Below are 19,967 nucleotides of genomic sequence, written 5' to 3'. Positions count from 1 at the left end.
AATAGATCATTCAATATTCTATAGATTACACCGTTAAAAACGTATTATTTCGCAACGTGGAACAAATATTACCTACTGTACAAACAGCCAAAGACCTAGGCCTGCTTGAAGAAGAATTTGAGAAGGTTCGAGAGATTTTAGGGCGCGATCCTAACTTTACTGAACTGTGTATATTTTCAGTGATGTGGTCAGAGCACTGCTCGTATAAAAATTCTATCACTTGGCTCAAGAAGTTACCTAAAGATTCAGAGCGAATGCTGGCGAAGGCTGGCGAAGAAAACGCGGGCTTGGTAGACATTGGTGATGGATTGGCCTGTAGCTTCAAGATAGAATCTCATAATCATCCATCGGCTATTGAGCCTTATCAGGGAGCTGCTACCGGAGTGGGCGGTATTAACCGGGATATTTTTACGATGGGTGCCCGGCCTATCGCTCAGTTAAATTCCCTGCGCTTTGGTGATATTAAGAATGAACGCACGCAGTGGTTGCTCCGAGGGGTAGTAAAAGGAATTGGCGACTATGGTAATGCGTTTGGTATTCCTACCGTAGGAGGCGAGTTATTTTTTGACCCCTGCTATCAGGTCAATCCACTGGTAAATGCTTTTTCAGCCGGTATCGTCGAAACAGATAAAGTGGCTAGTGCCACCTCGCATGGAGTAGGTAATCCGGTATTTATTGTAGGATCAGCCACTGGCAAAGATGGGATCCACGGGGCAGCCTTTGCTTCTAAAGATATTACGGAAGACTCGATTGAAGACCTTCCGGCAGTGCAGGTGGGAGATCCGTTTCAGGAAAAGTTATTGCTGGAGGCCTCGCTAGAAGTGATTGCTTCCGGGCACGTAATTGGCATTCAAGATATGGGTGCGGCGGGTATTATCTGCTCTACTTCCGAAATGAGTGCTAAGGGAGAACACGGAATGGATATTTGGCTGGATAAAGTTCCACTCCGGCAAAGCGATATGCTAGCCTGGGAGATTTTGTTGTCTGAATCGCAGGAGCGAATGCTGATTGTGGTGGAACAAGGTAGCGAAGAAGCAGTAAAAGCCATTTTTGATAAATGGGATCTACAATGTGAGCAAATTGGAGTAGTCACTGATACAAAGCGATTGGTGTTTCACCAGCAGGGTGAGGTGGTAGCTGATGTGCCGGCTGATGATTTAGTGTTAGGCGGAGGTGCTCCAGTTTACCAACGCGAATACCGAGAACCGGCTTACTACCAAGAACATCAAAAGTTTAATATAGATAATGTACCTCAACCGGATGATTATGCTGAGGTAGCTAAGTTTCTACTAAGCCACCCGAATATTGCTTCCAAACAATGGGTGTCAGAGCAGTATGATTCTATGATTGGTACTGGTACTACTACAACTAATTCACCGTCTGATGCGGGGGTGGTGCGAATTAAAGGTACCGATAAGGCCATTGCTGTAACTGTAGATTGCAATGCCCGTTATGTTCACGCTAACCCCGAAGTGGGGTGCGCGATTGCTGTGGCTGAAGCAGCACGAAATATTGTTTGCGCTGGTAGTGAAGCGGTAGCCGTAACCAACTGTTTGAACTTTGGCAATCCTTATGATCCGGAAGTATACTGGCAGTTTGTAGAGTCAATTAAAGGCATGAAGCGAGCTTGTGAAAAGTTAGGTACTCCGGTAACTGGCGGAAACGTAAGCTTTTACAATCAGTCTAGCGATGGGGGAGCTGTATTTCCCACCCCAACCATAGGGATGCTAGGAATTTTAGAGGATTATCGGCAGCAGATGACACTGGCTTTCCGGCAAGAAGGCGATCTGATTTACCTATTGGGAAAGCCGACCAATGATATTGCGTGCTCGGAGTATTTGTACAGTTTTCACGAGATAAAACAGTCTCCGGCTCCGTATTTTGATCTTGAGCAAGAATATCAGCTTCATCAAACTGTACGTGAATTAATTAAGCAAAAATTAGCAATATCCGCCCACGACGTGTCAGATGGTGGGCTATTTATTGCTTTGGCTGAGTCGGCAATGGTAAATAATTTAGGCTTTTCGGTGCAGACTATTTCCGGTATAAGAAAAGATGCTTTTCTGTTTGGAGAAGGGCAAGGGCGAGTAGTAGTCAGTGTGGATTTTTCTCAAAAAGAGATTTTTGAAGACTTTCTGATAAAAAGAGATACTACCTTTTTACAAATTGGTTCAGTGCAGTCTGCTGACTTTGTGGTAGATGACCAACAATTGGTATCATCTCTAGCAGGAAAGGAATTATATGACACGAGTCTGGCGCATTTTTTGACAAAATGAGAAAAACAGTACATGTGCCAAAGCGATTATTTTTCAAGAAATGAAAGCGAAAGAGTGAGTATAAATACTTTGTTTTATAAGAAAAATGCAAAAATTAATCATAATAGTTAATTTTTTATTCATATTCTTTTTAAAACACCGAATAAATTTATACTTTTGTTCAAAATAAAATTAGAAAAATTATATAAAATATCTTTAATGTATCAAAAACTGATAAAAGCCAGAAAATATTTCAGTTTATCTGTTATTTATCTTGTAATGATAGCTTCTGTTGTTTCGTGTGTATCAAAGAACCAGCTAGTTTATTTACAGGATAGTAGTTTTTCTACCGACTATCCTACTCAGATAAAAAACAGGCGGCCTGAGTATCGCATTCAGCCTAATGATATACTGCACGTAACAATCCAAAACCCTGATAATGAAACCTCTGCTTTTTTCAACTATGGCAACCAAGAAGGTGCTCGTGGTTTTGGTAGTGAGTCTATCTTGTACTTAATGGGTTTTAATGTAGACAAAGATGGTTTTATCAGTATTCCGCTCATTGGAAAGGTACAGGTTCAAAACCTAACTATTGAAGAGTGCCAGCAGATTATTCAGCAGGAGGCCAATCGCTACATTCTTAATTCATCGGTTGATGTTAAGCTAGTTAGCTTTAAAGTATCAGTACTAGGGGAAGTAAATAATCCGGGATATTATTATATTTATAATGGGCAGGCAACTATACTAGAAGGGCTCAGCTTAGCTGGGGATTTAACGCAGATCGCTAATCGGCAAAATGTGAAGCTCATTCGCCAAACGGATGATGGTGCTGAGGTTATTCTGATAGATCTGACCGATGCTGATTTAATGAAATCGAAGTATTACTATCTGTTACCTAACGACCAGATTTATGTAGAACCCTCCATACAGCAGGTACGTAGGGCAAATTTTCAGCCTGTTGGCTTGATATTCAGCAGTATAGGATCACTGGTTGCTATCATCAACCTAATTGTGACACTCAACAATGCCAACTAACCGATCTTGGTTGCTACTAAGCAGGAGGCATATTCATAATAAAATCATTGTCATCTATAACTTATGACAAACAATGGAAAAGGCAAAAAGTACAAATAATCAAACCCAAACAATAGACCTGTTTGCCCTACTCGGGAAGATGCTGAAACACTGGTATTACTTTGTAATCAGCCTGGGACTTTGTTTAGCAATTGCTTCAGTTTTCGTCATATTTGGCGAGAAAAAATTTGAAGTAGGGGCAACGATCTTGGTAAAAGACCGAGAAGTAGGCTCAACTGAAACCGGAGTGCTACTGAACGACGCTCCTAACGAAGGAAAGGGAATTGCTCTCACTAATGAGATAGGAAAGCTAAAGTCTTACTCGCTTATCAAGTCGGCTTTAGAGCGACTTGATTTCGGAATCACTTACTACAATGTAGAAAGTTTCTGGCCCGATTTTATGCGAGAAGATTGGCTAAACGAGATTTACACTTCCTTTCCCTACGAGATACGGCTAGATTCTAGCCAATTTCAGGCGGTAAATACCCCAATTTTTATTGAAGCTATTTCTGAAACGCAATACCGAATTACCGCTAGTAACGATGAGGCAAATGCCGTAGCCTTTGCTACCAAAGAAGGGCGAAAAGTGTTTGACTATGAATTGGAGGCTGTCGGGGAGTTTGGAAAACCCTTTACCAGCGACATCCTCAATATCACAGTTGATAAGAAGAAAAAAGAAGACGGTGATTTTTCGTACTGCTTTAAAATGATGCGTATTGAAGATTTGGCGATGCAGTACCAAGGAAGGTTGACGGTACAACCTGCGGTAGACATGGACGATAGCAACCGTATGCTACAGTTGCTAATTAACAGTGCTGTAGATCGAAAGGGTGGATTATTTATAAATACCCTCGTTGAAACGTATACCCAAGAGGGGTTACTACAAAAGAATAGTTTGGGTGAAACTTCGCTTGATTTTCTGAAACGCGAGATAGCAGAAAAAAACGATTCACTGGATAACGCCCGGGCGGCCTTAGAGAACTTTCGCTCCCAAACCGGGCTATTAAATTCTGATTTTGCTTCGGGTCAGGCCATGGAGAACCTAGGCGCGTTACAAAATAATAAAGCAGAATCAGAACGGAGAATAGATTATTATCAAAACACACTTACCTACTTGGATAGTAATAATGACTATAGTAAGATTGTTGCGCCTTCTTCAGCGGGCATCAATCAGGATCAGCTATTCAATCGTCTAATTGAGAACTACATTACCTTGGTCACCCGCCTAAATGATCTTAAAGTTAATGCTCTTCCGGATAACCCGATATACAAGACGGTTAAACGTGAAGTTGAAAGTACCCGGGCAGCTATCCAGGAGCAGCTCCGGAGTGCATTGGCTGCGGAGAAGCGGAATCTTAGTCGGCTAAATCAAAGAATTGGCGGTATTCAGTACAGCATTAATCAGTTGCCTCAAGAGCAAAGTAAACTACAGTTTTTACAACAGAAATACGATAAGCTTTATCAAGAGTATAACTTCTTGCTGCAAAAGCAGTCGAATGCTGAATTAGCATTGGCTACCAATTCTGAAAACGTGCAGGTCATAGATTCTGCTAAAAAGACCGGTTACAAGCCAGTTGAACCCAACAATATGCTGATATTCTCTATCGCTTTTGTTATCGGGTTTATCATCCCGTTCTCAGTGGTCTTAATAAAAGATTTATCGAATAATAACATTACCGACAAGGAAGAACTAGAGAAACAAGTGAAGGTACCTTTGCTAGGAATGATTGCCAACGGACCGAAGGATGCTAAACTAGTAGCCCGTACCTTACCCAACTCAGCCATTGCCGAATCGTTTAAGTTTGCCCGCATTAACTTGCAGTACTTTCACCAAGGAGGTAATGAAAAAGTAATTGGAGTTACTTCTTCTATCAGTGGCGAAGGCAAAACGTTCTGTTCAGCTAATTTGAGTACTGCTTTTGCTGAATCAGGTAAGCGAACCCTGCTTATCGGTGGTGATCTACGCAAGCCCCGAATTCAGGATTTCTTTGATCTGTCTGGGCCGGGTATTTCTGATTATCTGAGTGGCTCAGTAGCAGTAGATGATATTATCCAACCAACTGAATTTAGAAAGCTTGATGTGATAGCTCCCGGGATTCCCCAAGAAGATCCTATCACACTATTTGAATCGGCTAGGATGGATGAGCTTATGCGTCTGCTACGTGATCGCTACGATTATGTTATTATTGAAACTCCGCCCATTGGATATGTGGCCGACTACTTCGTAATGCTCAAACACTTTGATATTAGTCTATTCGTAGTTCGCTATAACTACACCAATAAGAATATATTGGGTGGTATTAACGATCTGTACGCTAAGAATAAGATCAAGAATCTCTATTTGCTCTTCAACGATGTGAAGTTCTCCGCAGAGTACGGATATGGTTATCTGTCTAATAGCGATGGTTACTACACCCAACAGTCTCGGAAACGCTTGTCTGGTAATAAGCCGACCGTCACTATCAAGAATCCTTTTTCGTAGGTAACTGTCACACACTTAGTGAAAGCATAGATTTAAAAATAGCTCATTATTTAGCTTACCTAGAAGTAGTCAAAGAAGGGCAATCTCATAACTGGCAATTGCCAGCGCATTTATTCCAGCTATTGCCCTTAAGAAAGCTTCTTAGCAAATTAAATTTGAACTATTTGTGTATTTTTTTAAATAAAAGTATGCAATACGAATTATAAATAGTTAGTGACAAAAAATAATTTTTCTTCGGGTTCTTATGGAATGGATACATCAAAGAGAGAATAATAGAAAAAGTTATAATTATTAATTGATTATTTATAATTATAACGCAAAAAATTAGTACATTTGTAATAGTAACCCTAATACATGATGATTTCCGTAATTATACCAGTATACAATGATTCTGTTGGACTTGAAGCTACCTTAGCCTCTTTGGTAGCCCAAGAGATATCAGACTCGTTTGAAATCATTGTTGCTGATAACGGATCAACGGATGATACCCAGCAATTGGCTCAAAGTTTCACGACTCGCTTTCCTAGTTTAGTACGTTTAGTGGTAGAAGATGAGCAACAAGGTTCATATGCAGCTCGCAACAAAGCCATCAAAAAAGCGAAAGGTAACTTATTATTTTTTGTAGATGCCGATATGGTAGCACCCTCAAATTATCTCCAGAAAGTAGCCGATGTTTTTCAGGAACAAGATGCCGATTATGTAGGCTGTAAAGTTGAAATTGTTACGGATAAAAAAACACTTGCTGCCAAGTACAACCGGCTAGGTGGATTTAAGGTAGATGTTGATTTAGAGCACAATCATTTTGTGCCTACTTGTTGCCTTAGTATCAAAAAGGAAACAATTAATGTAGTAGGCAACTTCGATGCCCGCTTAGAATCTGGAGGAGATTATGAATTTGGGAACCGAGTACACCAAGCGGGTTTAAAACAAGTTTATACCGATTCAGTGACATTAAAACATCCGGCTCGGTGGAAATATCGTTCGTTGATGAATAAATCAAAGCGGGTAGCCCGGGGTATCTGTCAGCTAGCCTTCTATTACCCCGATAGGTTTAGGTCACGCTATCTCAAATACTCGACCCTGAGTCGTCATTACCCCAGAAGCCCGTTCGCTATCATAAAAAGAGCACGATCAATAAATGTACCTCTGAATTTTTGGGAGGCGTTAATGCTATCCGTATTTCATATTCCCTTAACAATTTCTTCTTCCCAAGAAGCTAAACGATTTATGAATCATTTACAGCAACAAATTGAGCCGTCTAATTCGGCATTGCATACTGATGCAGAGCCGCTAGTAAGCGTGAACATTACCACGTATAATCGAGCGGGGTTCTTGGGTCGGTGCTTAGATTCTGTACTGACTCAGAGCTACCCAAACATAGAAGTTATCGTGGTAGATGATGCATCATCTGACAATACTGCTGAAGTTGCAAAGAGCTACTCTAAAAAAGATACAAGAGTGAAGTATTTCCGGCACGAAGAGAACCAAGGAAATGCCTATGCGCGAAATACAGCACTGAAGCAATGCCAAGGTACGTTTGTGGCATTTATGGATGACGATGATGAGTGGATAGATACCGATAAGCTTACCAAACAGATTGAAATCTTTGAAAGTAGTTTGGACCCTAAGCTTGGCATTGTGTGCAGTGGGGTGAAGGTAATTGATGCTAGTAATAACGAAGAAGTTAAACGGGCGGAAATGCCGCTAAACCTTACTTCAACATTACTGAAGGGAAACGGTGTAATCCATAACTCTACCGTAATGACCAAGCGAGAGACTATGATTAAAGTAGGGGGCTTCGATACTAAGATGCCTCGCGGAATTGACAGTGAGTTTTTTCGCACGGTAGTTGTAAAACACGGCTATAAGGTGCACTTTATGCCAGATATTACTGTGGCCTACCATGAACACGGAGAAATTCGTATGACTACCAATAAAACAAATGCTGCTGCTAAAACCTGGAAAGCAAATGTACACGTAATTCAAAAACACTTAGGAAGCTTTCTACTACACCCTGAAGCCTTGTTGTACCGAATAGGAAGTCGGTTCAAAAAAATAGTTGCTAACTAAAAAAAACGATAATGATCCATCTTAAAATCGGAAACTATACAAACAAGGGAGACGGTCTTATGCTACACGCAATTATTGATCGCTTGCAGGGTAAAGACGATATAACACTACTGCCCAAGGTAGCAGAGTACAAGAAAAGAGCGTCATTAGGGCTGTATCAGAGCTTTTGGTTTGAGAGTTTAGCTAATCCAACTAACCAGTTGCTAACCACCACATTTCCGGCGAAGTTGCGTAAGAAGTACGGATTAATAGTGGAAGATGAAATTGATGCGGTGATAGATGCTTCAGGGTTTGCTTACGGTGACCAATGGGGACCCCGCAAGATAGAGCATATGGCAAATGACTGCGCTCGTTGGAAGAAACAAGGTAAAAAAATCGTTTTGTTGCCCCAATCGTTAGGCACTTTTAAAGATGAGAAAGTAGCCGAGGCCTTTCGGAAGCTTTTGGATAATGTAGAACTGGTATTCGCCCGCGATAAGTCGTCTTACGAATTTGCTACATCGCTCAACCATCACGTAAACAAAATCAAACAAGCCCCTGACTTTACTGGTGCCCTGAAGGGTAAGGTCACCGATTTATATCGACCACAACCTCGTCAGGCTTGTATCATTCCTAATCACCGAATGATTGATAGTACTGATGATCAGATAGGTCCACGTTACCTTCCGTTTCTCAAAGAATGCTTTGACAGCTTTACTGAGTTGGGGATGAATCCCTTTGTGTTAGTACACGAACGGGTAGATTATCCGGTAGCCGAGGAGTTACAAAAGCTAGTAGGTAAACCCATTGATATTGTTTACGATAATGATCCGTTAGTGTTAAGGGGAGTTATTTCTCAATGCCATATTGTGATAAGTTCTAGATTTCACGGTTTGATTAGTACTTTATCACAAACGGTACCCTGCTTAGGAACCCGGTGGAGTCATAAATTTGAGCGGGTGATGGAGGAATACAAATGCCAAGACTTCTTAGTTTCTCCTCTAGATGATCCTCAAAAGGTGCGAGCTAAAATAGTGCAGTTAGATGCAGGAGAATCTCGCCAAAAAGCGATAGATAATATTGCATCGACAGTTGCAGAACACCAACGTTTAAATAATGCAATGTGGACTGAGGTAGAAGAGATATTAGGTTTATCAAATAAGAAATAAGAAGCATGACCATTCAGTTACCAGAGCAAAATAAAGCAATTGATTATCTGCTAGTGTATTTACTAGCAGCTATCTCTGGTATGCCCTTCTTTAATGGCGATATTCCGATGATTGGTGTTCTCGGATTCGCCTTTTTAATATTTCTGCTTAGAAGAGAAGGCTTTAGTGGGTATTTCTTCTTTATCCTGTTTTCTTTCTTAATTCTAGCCTGCCTTCACAGCTTACGGTTTAGCTATTTTCCCCGAAATACGTACATCGGATTGGTAGTTAAAATTTCGGTAGGCTTTTTTGTTCTAGCAATTGTCAAACAGAAATTTGCCACATATTTCGTAGACATTATTGTTTTTTTCTCACTTGCTAGTTTTTTCTTCTTCATACCTTTATTCATCACTGGTGCCTTTGATGGTATATTTAGTGCAGTAGGGGTTTCTCCGCCCTTTGAACCAGGGGGTTCGGTTAAATCACTGATTGTTTATCAGCTTAATTTAGATCGTCCTGGTGGCATGTACCGCAATTGCGGGCCATTTTGGGAGCCTGCGGCTTTTGGTGGCTATTTACTGATTGCTCTAATGTTTAACTTGGCTCGCACAAATAGCTTAAAAGACCGAAAAAGTGTGATATTAATAATCACGTTGCTATCTACCCTATCGACCACGGTTTTCTTGTTATTAGCAGTATTAATTTTCTTTTACTTCTTCTTGAATCAAACGCTTCTGGTAAAAATAGTTACCGTACCCATTTTACTTGGTGCTTTTGCTTACGCCTACGTTGCGCTACCATTTATCGGTGAGAAAATAGATGAAGAAATATCCCGAGGGGATATGAAAGATATGATGACTGAAAGCGATCAGGTTGGGCATACCCGCTTAAGTAGTGCCATATGGGATTACGATGACTTTGTAAAATACCCTATTTTAGGGCGGGGTATCTTTGAGCAAACATTCTATAATCCGTTAGATGTTAAAACCAGGCATAACGGACTAACCAAACAGATAGCCCAGTGGGGCATCGTTGGTTCGCTTATCTATTTTGGAGCTATGTTTTTTAGTTTTAGGCAGGTAGTGCATTACTCTGATTTGCACCCTTTTATTAGCGTGGTATTTTTCATTCTAATTTTAGGAATGGGGGTTGCCGAAGGGTATTTTGATAAACCTTTTTTTTGGGGATTGGTGTTTCTAAGCCAATACGTTGCCAACATGCGAAGTGAAGAAGAATTGATAGACGACAAAAAGACAGTATCGTATGCTTAAAGATAAGATGGTAACCGTTTGTATTACTACATTTAACCGGAAAGAGATGCTGAATCGAGCGGTTGAATCAGTATTGAACCAAACGTATGCTAACCTTGAGCTCATTATTGTTGATGACTGCTCTAGTGATGGAACCGAAGATTACGTCCACCACCTGTTAGATCAAGATAGAAGGATTCGCTACATACGTCATGAGAAAAACCAAGGCTTAGCGGCTGCCCGTAATACCGCAATATTCAATAGCCAGGGCACATACTTTACATTTGTAGATGACGACGACTCTTGGAAACCCAATTATCTGGAAGAATTTGTCAAATTAGCCGGGCACTACGATGAAAATTGGTGCTTCTGCTGTGGCTCTATTACCATTGATTCGTTGGGGCAGACAGTCTACGCAAATTACCAGTCATTAGAAGGGCCACTGATTGATTACGTGCAGCAAGGCTATACTCCTCCCGTTGCTTCTCAATTTTACTTTACATCAACTTTACAGCGATACGGCGGGTATAATGAACAGGTAAAAAACGGCGTGGATCATGATCTGTGGTTGACACTGGCATTCCAGGGTATTAATATAAAATCGAGTGATGAATACCTGTCTTTACCATCAGAGGCTATAGATATTTCTCGAGTAAAGATGACCAATTCTTATCAAAAGCGAATAAACGGTATTACTAATTCTTTGTCTCTGTGGAAGCCTCAACTTGTGGCTCACTTTGGAGAGGGCTACTACCGAAAGTTTTATGATGCCTACCTACTGCGGGAGAAAAAAAAGTTCTTCCGGCTATATATGCTTAAACTTAATTTTGTAAAAGCGGCATCGATCTACCGAGAAGTAGATGTTTCCGCCAAAGAAGTAGTGAAGTCGCTAGCGATAGCCCTTTTGTATCGTTTCGGGATTCCTATTAAGCGAGAGAAGTACGTTACTCGAGGTACTAGTCTAGCAATAAATTTAGCCACAGTGGCAGTTTAAATTATTGAGTATGGAACGAAAAATATTTATTGTTATCCCCGTCTATAATAATATCGAGTACACACTGCGATGTCTGGCTACCTTAGAGAAACAGGAGTATGCAAATTATCAGACGATCGTAGTAAATGATGGGTCTTCAGATAATACAACTGAGAAGGTTAACGCTGAATATCCCAATGTTGTTGTATTGGAAGGCGATGGGAATTTATGGTGGACAGGTGCTACCAATATGGGCATCGAGCATGCTTTGAAACAGGCAACAGAATCTGACTTTGTTCTTGCTCTGAACAACGACCTAGAAGTTAAGGAAGACTATCTAACAGAATTGGTACAGGCTTATGACCAGAATAAGCCCTGCTTAATAGGTTCAATATCCGTACACCTGAACAACCCAGAGCATGTAGCCTTTTTGGGCGAAAAATGGAATCCATATACCGCAAAGGGGCGGCCTACCATTTCGGAGAATCGATATAACAAAGTAGTGCAAAAGTATACCTACTTACCTTCTGATGCCTTGCCTGGAAGAGGTATGCTCATTCCAGTAGAAGTATTCAATAAAATAGGCCTATTTGATTTTGACCGATTTCCTCAGTATCTGGCTGATTATGATTTTAGCAGAAGGGCAATTTATGCTGGATATAAGTTGCAAGTAGCAACAAAAGCTATCGTAATGAGCGTTGTAGAAAACACCGGAGTTAGTTACATTATGAATCCAACCTGGAAGACTTTTCTAACGTCTTTAAAATCAATAAAATCGCCCAATCGGCTTGTGACTAGATATCACTACGGTATGATTCATAGCCCTCTGAGATTTGGCTACGTTATCATTAAAACCTTGAGAGTTACGGTATCTTTCCTAAGAGCTTGGGTGCTTAAAAATACAAAGTTTGCTGTACAGCACTAACTGAGCAAACTACTCGGCAGAAACACTAATTCTGCGATTTATGATGTGGATTTTTACAACAAAAAAGGCTACATGCTTAGCGCAAATAGCCCTTCTTGTTATCTGAGGATTTAAAGATTAGTCATTATCTTCATTCTCATCTTCACCTTGAGCAGTTTCCATCATACTAGGAGGTAAGATTACTGCATCAATAATGTGAACAATACCGTTAGAAGCCTTCACATCAGCAGCTACTACTTTAGCCCCTTCAATCATAGCCTCACCGCCCTGTAACATTACTTCAGCATCGCTACCTTCTACAGTAGTAGCAACCATACCATCCGACAGATCAGTAGACGCTACTTCACCAGATACTACATGGTAAGTTAGAACAGATACCAACTTGTCCTTATTTTCTGGCTTTAGCAAAGTTTCTAAAGTTCCTGCAGGAAGAGCAGCAAATGCTTCGTTGGTAGGAGCAAATACGGTAAATGGTCCTGCGCTTTGTAGTGTTTCTACTAGTTCAGCTGCCTTTACTGCCTCTACTAAGGTAGATAGGTTGTCTTGCTCCATAGCCAGTGCCACGATGTCTTTCTCTCCGGCATCTTGGGCAAAAGTCAAGGTGGTCATGAACAAACCAGCTAGGAAGAAAATAAATGCATTCGTTTTCATAGTCGTAATTTTGTGTTAAAATAATATCTCTCTAACAGGATGAGTCTGCAATTGTTTTGTGTAACTTTATTTGATTGAAATTTTAACAAAAAATTAATATAGATATACAATTATATTGTAATCACCTGATTATCAAATTTTTATAAAAATTAATTTGAACATAAAATATATTTTGTTATACAATTTTTACTCATATTAACACAAAGCAATTGAAAAGAAAGGAAAAAGCTATAAGTTGGTCAATTGAACCAAGTCCGTAACCCTATTAGTAATACTCCTGCGCTAAGAGTTGATGTACTTGATAACTGGCGCAACTACTTTATCTTGAATTTTAGTAACTACCAAAACCTTATCAAGGAGCTCTCGCTCAAAACTTAGCAGATACCACAAATAGCCAGTACTAATAAATGTTCCACCAATGAGTAAATGAGGCCAAGCAGAAACTGGATGTAAGTGATACAGTAGTTTGGCTAGCCCACCAATGAGCAAACAAGCTAAGAATGGCCTAAAGGCCATTTTGAGAAGAGCTAAATAATGTACACCAATGAGGCGATGTACAGTTCTCTGGTACCAGAAGAATCTGAATACCCGATCAATTAGAATGCCGGCTGCGGCACCATTAATACCAAAAAGTAAAGCACCTACGGTTACTCCCGGAATAGTAGATAGCAAAGTTGAGCTAATACTCAATTTCATGGATAGGTCAGATCGCCCTACGCTACGCATAATAACGGTAGCATTGGCTGATAGACCATTTAGAATAGTAGCTAATGCTAAAATTTGTAGGGGAGTAACGGCTATCATCCATTGAGTACCGAATCCCACCTGGATGATCGGTTTGGCCAAAACCACTAACCCCAGCATCATCGGAAATACGATTAGCTGGCTCATTTTGCTGGTATGCAAAAAATATTTGGCAATGGCATCCTTACTTTTCTGAATAGATGAGTAAGCCGGAAACATTACTTTATTTAGTACGTTAGTTAGCTGCTTTACTAAGGTGTTCGTCAGCACAAATCCTAAAGTATATGCACCCAAGGCGGCTCCACCAATCAGCTTCCCAATCAGTAAATAATCTACGTTTAGGGTAAAAAAGTGGAAGATTCGCTCAATCATTACTTTACTACCAAACCCAAATAGTTCGTGGAAAGCTTGTCGGCTAAAGGCAAGTTGTGGTAACCACCGCACGTACAACCAATAGATCGAGGCAGCTACTAAAGAAACCATGACTCCATTCCATGCTAACGCCCAAACTCCCCAACCTCGGAAAGCTAAAATAGTAGCTACTATTCCTCCAACCAGCACGGACATTACTTCTGCAATAGCCTGAGGTTTAAATTTTAAGCTTTTACTGAGTTTAGCCTTCGGTATGGCGTAGAAGGTATTAAATATAAAGGGCAGAGCTAAAAGTGGCATAACTTCTCCCAAAATGGGCTCCTCATAAAACCATACCGCTAGGGGTGATACCACCAATACAATCAGAACATAACCAAGTAAAGCAATGGCTACATTTAGCCAAAAGGCAGTAGCATAATGCTGAGGGTATAACTTTTCTTTAGGCCGTTGAATAAGTGCCGAAACCATCCCCATCTCGCTTACTACCTCTATAAATCCGATGAAGACTGCCGCCATGCCAATAATACCGTAATCTTCGGGGAGTAATAGCTTAGCCAGCACTAATTTGAAAAGTAGCCGCAATCCTTGAGAGCCAAATGAGGCTAGAGATGTCCATCCTAAGCCTGATACTATCCTGTTTTGTAATCTCATAAAAAAAAGTAAGAGAAAATGCTCAGAACATAATGATCCTGGCTTTTTCGTGGTCTCACATCTCAACCTGCACTTGTAACAGTAAGTAGACTAATGATAGCAAAGAAAAAATTACACCCGTTGGAGAGTAAAAAGCGAGAAGATAGTGAATTATGTCACCCAACTAAGATATTACTCAAAAGTAGATATAAATGTTGAACAAAACGCAGAAAACATAAAATCACTATTTAAGTATAGAGAATCAGTATGCTCTACGATATAAGCGAGTGTCATATTGGCTGATTTTATGAAAATAATTGCTTTTTTAATGTCAAAATGGCATAAAAAGCCTGATAAGTAGCTTTGGCGATAGTTTTGATATATTGGTAATAAACACGACATAAAAAGGAGGTTAGTATATGAACTTGGAAAACTATACAATAAAATCACAGGAGGTGATACAAAAGGCTGCTACTATTGCTAATACCAATGAGCAGCAAGCTATTGAGCCCGGACACATACTGAAAGCAGTGCTTCAGGCCGATGAAAATATGATTTCATTTGTGCTCAATAAATTAAGCATTAATCGTACGCAGCTAGATGATGGCACAGCTACCGCTATCCATTCCTACCCCAAGGTAAGTGGTCAGCAGCCTTACCTATCTAATGATAGTGCTGCTGCATTACGTAAAGCCGAAAGTTACTTGAAGGATTTTCAAGATGAGTATATTGCTGTGGAGCATATATTGCTCGGATTATTAGCAGGAAGAGAAAAAGTAGCTTCGTTAATGAAGCAGGTGGGGTTTGCAGAAAAGGAGTTGAAGGCTGCTATTCAGGAATTGCGGGGGGGTGATCGGGTGACTGATCAGAACGCTGAGGCCAAGTATAAGTCGCTGGAGCGTTATTCCAAAAACCTGAATCAGTTGGCAAAGGCGGGCAAAATTGATCCGGTAATTGGGCGGGATGAAGAAATACGCCGGGTTTTGCAGATTTTGGCACGTCGTACTAAAAACAATCCTATTCTGCTTGGAGAGCCAGGTGTGGGTAAAACCGCAATCGTAGAAGGACTAGCTCAGCGGATTGTTGATGGTGATGTGCCCGAAAATCTAAAGACCAAAACCATTGTGGCCTTGGATATGGGCCTACTAGTAGCGGGAGCTAAGTACAAAGGAGAGTTTGAAGAGCGTCTTAAATCAGTAATTAAAGAAGTAACCGATTCTGATGGACAGATTATTTTATTCATTGACGAGATACATACGCTGATTGGTGCCGGTGGTGGTGGAGAAGGAGCCATGGATGCGGCTAATTTATTAAAACCAGCTTTGGCTCGGGGTGAGTTACACGCCATCGGAGCCACAACGCTGAAAGAGTATCAAAAATACATTGAAAAGGATAAAGCACTGGAGCGACGCTTCCAAACGGTGATGGTAAATGAACCAGATACCGCCGATGCTATTTCTATTCTGCGGGGTATTAAAGATCGCTACGAATTGCACCACGGAGTGCAGGTGAAAGACGATGCCGTAATCGCTGCCGTAGAGCTTTCTAACCGATATATTAGCGACCGATTCCTACCAGATAAAGCAATTGACCTGATGGATGAGGCTGCCGCTCGGTTACGAATGGAGATTGATTCGTTGCCCGAAGAGTTGGATGAGCTAAACCGGAAGATCATGCAGTTAGAAATTGAACGAGAAGCCATCCGGCGAGAGAAGGATAAAGAGAAAGAAGCCCAGCTTAATAAGGATATTTCTGAATTGGAAGACCAACGAAAAGGGCTGAAAGCTAAATGGGAGAACGAGAAGGCTGTAATTAAGGGTATTCAAGAGGAGAAAGAAAAACTAGATCGCTACAAAGTAGAAGCTGAGCAAGCCGAACGAGCGGGCGACTACGGACAAGTGGCCGAAATTCGTTACGGGAAAGTGGGTGAAAGTGAGCAAAAACTGGCTGAGTTACAGCAAAAGCTAGCCGATATGCAACAAGGAAGCTCACTGCTAAAGGAAGAAGTAAGCGCCGAAGATATTGCAGAAGTAGTGGCTAAGTGGACGGGCGTTCCGGTTGCTAAAATGCTACAGGGTGAGCGGGAAAAGCTATTAAACCTGGAAGATAAACTAAGCCAGCGGGTAGCCGGACAGCAAGAAGCAATTGAGGCTTTGTCAGACGCAGTACGCCGCAGCCGAGCAGGATTGCAAGACCCCAAACGCCCGATTGGTTCTTTCATTTTCTTAGGCACTACCGGGGTGGGTAAAACTGAGCTAGCAAAAGCCCTAGCCGAGTTCTTGTTTGATGACGAGAACAACATGGTACGGATTGATATGTCGGAGTACCAGGAACGCCACGCTGTGAGCCGATTAATTGGAGCACCTCCCGGCTACGTAGGCTACGATGAAGGAGGGCAGTTGACCGAAGCCGTGCGCCGCAAGCCATATTCAGTAATCTTGTTAGACGAGATTGAAAAAGCACATCCTGATGTATTTAATATCTTACTACAGGTGCTGGATGACGGCAGGCTTACCGATAATAAAGGTCGGGTAGCCAATTTCAAGAATACCATCATCATCATGACGACCAACATTGGTTCTGGACTAATCCAGGATCGGTTTCAGGATATTAATCCGTTCAATGAAGATGAAGTGCTGGAAGAAACCAAGAAGGACGTATTTGAACTGTTGAAAAAATCAGTACGGCCTGAGTTTCTTAATCGGGTTGATGAAACGATTATGTTCCGACCGCTTTCTCGCAAAGATATGCGGAAGATTGTAGAAATTCAGTTCAACTTGATTAAGCGTCGTCTGGAGGAAAATGGTATCAAGGTTGAAGCAACTGACGATGTGTTGAGCCACTTGGCTGATATTGGCTTTGATCCACAGTTCGGGGCTCGCCCACTAAAGCGAGTACTCCAAAGGGAGGTATTGAACAAATTATCGAAGGAAATTTTAGCCGATAATATCAGTCGCGACTCAGTAGTTGGTATAGAGCTGGGCGAAGATCAGCAAGTTAAATTCATCAATTTAGACGAGGTGAAGATATAACAACCAAATAGTTTGAGAATGGTGCAAAAGGCGGAGGCAGTGAGAGTCTCTGCTTTTTTTCTTCTACAGCCGAATACCCATTAGCAATACATCGTCGGTCTGTATTTGCTCGCCCTGCCAACGGTTGAAGGTTCCTTCTACTTGCTGGTACTGCTCCGGCGTAGGCAGTGGTTGTATGCTAGTTAATAAGTCACAAAAACGACCTCGCATAAACTTTTTATCGTTGGGGCCACCAAACTGGTCTTGATAACCATCCGAAGCCATATATAACATATCGCCTCGCTGCAATTGCTGGCACTGATTTGTAAAGTATTTGTCAGTGACCCATCCACCACCGATGAAGTAACGACTGGGTTCTAGTTTGCTTAGCTTGCCATTATGCGTGAAATATAACGGCATCTGGGCTCCGCTGTAACAGACTTCTTGGGTACGGCGGTTAATCATGCAGATGGCAATATCCAACCCATCGGCATTGGTCCCTTCAACGTCAGTTTGCCGCAGAGCTTCCTGAATTCGGGTATCCATCATCGATAAAATAGTGTTCGGAGCCAGCACCTTGCTTTCGTGTACAATCTGGTTAAGTACTGAATTAGCCAAGACCGTCATAAAGGCTCCCGGAACACCGTGTCCGGTACAATCTAGCACAGCTATTAGTACTGTATCAACGGTTTCGTAAATCCAGTAGAAGTCACCACTCACAATATCTTTGGGGCGATGGAACACAAACGAGTCGGGAAAGAGATGCTTTAATTCATCTTTTTCAGAGAGAAGCGATAATTGTATACGGCGCGCGTACTCAATACTATCGCGTATATCTCGACTATTCTCTTCGAGTAATTTATTTTTAACCGTAATTTCATCGCGTTGCTGTTCAATCTCCTGCTTTTTCTCCTCTAACTTCTGATTGGCTCGGGTTTTAAGAACGTACTTACTGTAAAGCAAAGCTCCCACCCCGCCCATAAGTAATAGCCCAACAATTAGTAGTACGTTGGTTAGCTCGCGGACACTCGCCAGCTCACTTTGGATTTGATTTTCCTGCTGAAGTAGTTCAATTTGATTATCTTTCCTCGCCGTCTCGTAAAAAGTCTCCATCTCAGCAAATCGCTCCGCAATTTCCTCTTGAAAAGCCAAGTTTCGTTCTAGGTCATACAAACCGTAGTTGACGAGCGCATTTTCAAAATCACCTATTTTCGCGTAGTATTTTGCCAATTGCTTATAGTACTCGCGCAGTATTTCATTACTCCCAATAGCATTGCGGGGTGTCTGAGCCAAGCCTAAATTGAGATAGTTAAAGCATTGCTCCATATCATCTAGGGCGTAGTACGCATTGCTTAGCTCTAGCATACAGCGGGCTTGCAACGACCGATGCTCAAACCGTTCGGCCAGAACCAACGCTTCTTCCAGCAGCGGGATAGCTTCTTTAGATTGGTTTTGTAATAAATAGGTGCGACCAATATGATAGTAAGCCCGAGCCAGCTTTACATTCTCTCGATCTTGGTTGAGACTAATTACCCTGCGGAACGATTCAAGGGCCAAGTCGTAGTTCTCGGTTTCAACGTGAACTCGTCCCATACCGATGTAGGCCGACGAGAGAGCGCTAGTATCCTGATCACGTTGAGCAAACTCCGTAGCCTGCAATAAATATTCCCGAGCCTTGGCATAGTTCTGAACATCATGGTTGATAATACCAATTGTTTGGTTGAGTCGGGCTTTGTGTTTTTCGACCTGTAAGTTGGTAAACAGGGTAGATGCTTTTATGCAATAATCGAGAGCCAGCACATTACTACCCGTTCGGTTCCTAATTTCGCATAGGAGTAAAAGTACCTCAGCCAACGCCAATCGATTGCCTTGCTGCTCATAAATTAGCCGGGCACTATCGGCGTACTGAACTGCCATGGAATAGTAATCGCTAGAAAAAGTAGCTTGAGCCATTAGTTGGTAGGCACTGGCCACTTGGGCTGAGTCGGCTTCCTCCCAATAAATAGCAATGCCCCGGTTCAGATAATGCTGTAAGCTATCACTATTGTGGCGAAGGTAATGAGCAAAATAAGATGCTAAGCGAACGTAAGTGTCGGCCAGCCCGTCATTGTAGTTTGCTTTCTGCGCTGCACCTCTGGCTCGTTGAAGTAAGTAATACGTAGTATCTAAATCATACTGTTCGTAAAATGCCGCCAATTTCAACCAGACCTCACTCTCTTCTTCTAGAGAATTAGCTCGTTCCAGTATAATGTTAAGACTATCAGCGGTGGGCACTTGGGCAAAAGAAAGGCTCATCCAACCCGTACTAACCAAAAGAAAGCCCCACTGTATGAGTTTTGTCCGCATCACCTGTATATCGCTCGTTAATTCTACTCGAATGTAGGACTTGGCTGTCATATATTC

At 41.6% G+C, this 19,967-nt stretch carries 12 protein-coding genes; 9 read left to right on the top strand and 3 right to left on the bottom strand.

Translation table 11 applies throughout. The features are described 5' to 3' along the window. Positions 1-56: 56 nt before the first annotated feature. The 8 genes from purL to P0M28_RS17645 all read left to right on the top strand — a co-directional run bounded on the left by purL (position 57) and on the right by P0M28_RS17645 (position 12,156). Complete coding sequence (gene purL, locus P0M28_RS17680) at positions 57-2,276, top strand: phosphoribosylformylglycinamidine synthase subunit PurL (protein WP_302203920.1); 2,220 nt, start codon at positions 57-59, stop codon at positions 2,274-2,276. A gap of 258 nt (positions 2,277-2,534) precedes the next feature. Then, positions 2,535-3,290 carry a polysaccharide biosynthesis/export family protein gene (locus P0M28_RS17675; RefSeq protein WP_302203919.1) on the top strand — a complete coding sequence of 252 codons (756 nt, stop codon included), beginning with the start codon at positions 2,535-2,537 and terminating at the stop codon, positions 3,288-3,290. Positions 3,291-3,363: 73 nt separating this feature from the next. Continuing rightward, positions 3,364-5,811: a GumC family protein gene (locus tag P0M28_RS17670; protein ID WP_302203917.1), complete on the top strand. Its 2,448-nt coding sequence runs from the start codon at positions 3,364-3,366 to the stop codon at positions 5,809-5,811. A 354-nt stretch (positions 5,812-6,165) separates the two neighbouring features. Then, positions 6,166-7,881: a glycosyltransferase gene (locus tag P0M28_RS17665; RefSeq protein ID WP_302203915.1), complete on the top strand. Its 1,716-nt coding sequence runs from the start codon at positions 6,166-6,168 to the stop codon at positions 7,879-7,881. Positions 7,882-7,892: 11 nt separating this feature from the next. Further along, a complete protein-coding gene (locus P0M28_RS17660; RefSeq protein WP_302203914.1) occupies positions 7,893-9,029 on the top strand; it encodes a polysaccharide pyruvyl transferase family protein in 1,137 nt (378 codons plus the stop codon). A gap of 5 nt (positions 9,030-9,034) precedes the next feature. Then, complete coding sequence (locus P0M28_RS17655; RefSeq protein ID WP_302203913.1) at positions 9,035-10,279, top strand: O-antigen ligase family protein; 1,245 nt, start codon at positions 9,035-9,037, stop codon at positions 10,277-10,279. Next, positions 10,272-11,252, top strand: a complete 981-nt coding sequence (locus tag P0M28_RS17650; RefSeq protein WP_302203911.1) for a glycosyltransferase family 2 protein — start codon at positions 10,272-10,274, stop codon at positions 11,250-11,252. The genes P0M28_RS17655 and P0M28_RS17650 overlap by 8 nt, the downstream gene beginning before the upstream one ends. 10 nt (positions 11,253-11,262) lie before the next feature. Next, positions 11,263-12,156: a glycosyltransferase family 2 protein gene (locus P0M28_RS17645; RefSeq protein ID WP_302203909.1), complete on the top strand. Its 894-nt coding sequence runs from the start codon at positions 11,263-11,265 to the stop codon at positions 12,154-12,156. Positions 12,157-12,273: 117 nt separating this feature from the next. Here P0M28_RS17645 and P0M28_RS17640 read toward each other — a convergent pair whose 3' ends face one another. Beyond that, the gene (locus P0M28_RS17640) at positions 12,274-12,807 is read right to left on the bottom strand and encodes a fasciclin domain-containing protein (RefSeq protein WP_302203908.1); all 534 of its coding nucleotides are present in this window, start codon (positions 12,805-12,807) and stop codon (positions 12,274-12,276) included. Positions 12,808-13,089: 282 nt separating this feature from the next. Then, positions 13,090-14,574, bottom strand: coding sequence for a lipopolysaccharide biosynthesis protein (locus tag P0M28_RS17635; protein ID WP_302203907.1), 1,485 nt, complete (start codon positions 14,572-14,574; stop codon positions 13,090-13,092). A 398-nt stretch (positions 14,575-14,972) separates the two neighbouring features. Here P0M28_RS17635 and clpB point away from each other — a divergent pair, with 398 nt between their 5' ends. Further along, positions 14,973-17,585 (top strand): ATP-dependent chaperone ClpB, encoded by a 2,613-nt coding sequence (clpB, locus tag P0M28_RS17630; RefSeq protein WP_302203906.1) that lies wholly within the window; start codon positions 14,973-14,975, stop codon positions 17,583-17,585. 63 nt (positions 17,586-17,648) lie between these two features. On the opposite strand, the gene P0M28_RS17625 is transcribed toward clpB, so the two are convergent. Beyond that, a complete protein-coding gene (locus tag P0M28_RS17625) occupies positions 17,649-19,961 on the bottom strand; it encodes a SpoIIE family protein phosphatase (RefSeq protein ID WP_302203905.1) in 2,313 nt (770 codons plus the stop codon). Between the last annotated feature and the right edge of the window lie 6 nt (positions 19,962-19,967).

It is taken from the genome of Tunicatimonas pelagia, from assembly GCF_030506325.1.
GTDB classification, from domain to species: domain Bacteria; phylum Bacteroidota; class Bacteroidia; order Cytophagales; family Cyclobacteriaceae; genus Tunicatimonas; species Tunicatimonas pelagia.
This window is presented reverse-complemented; position numbering and strand designations above follow the sequence as displayed.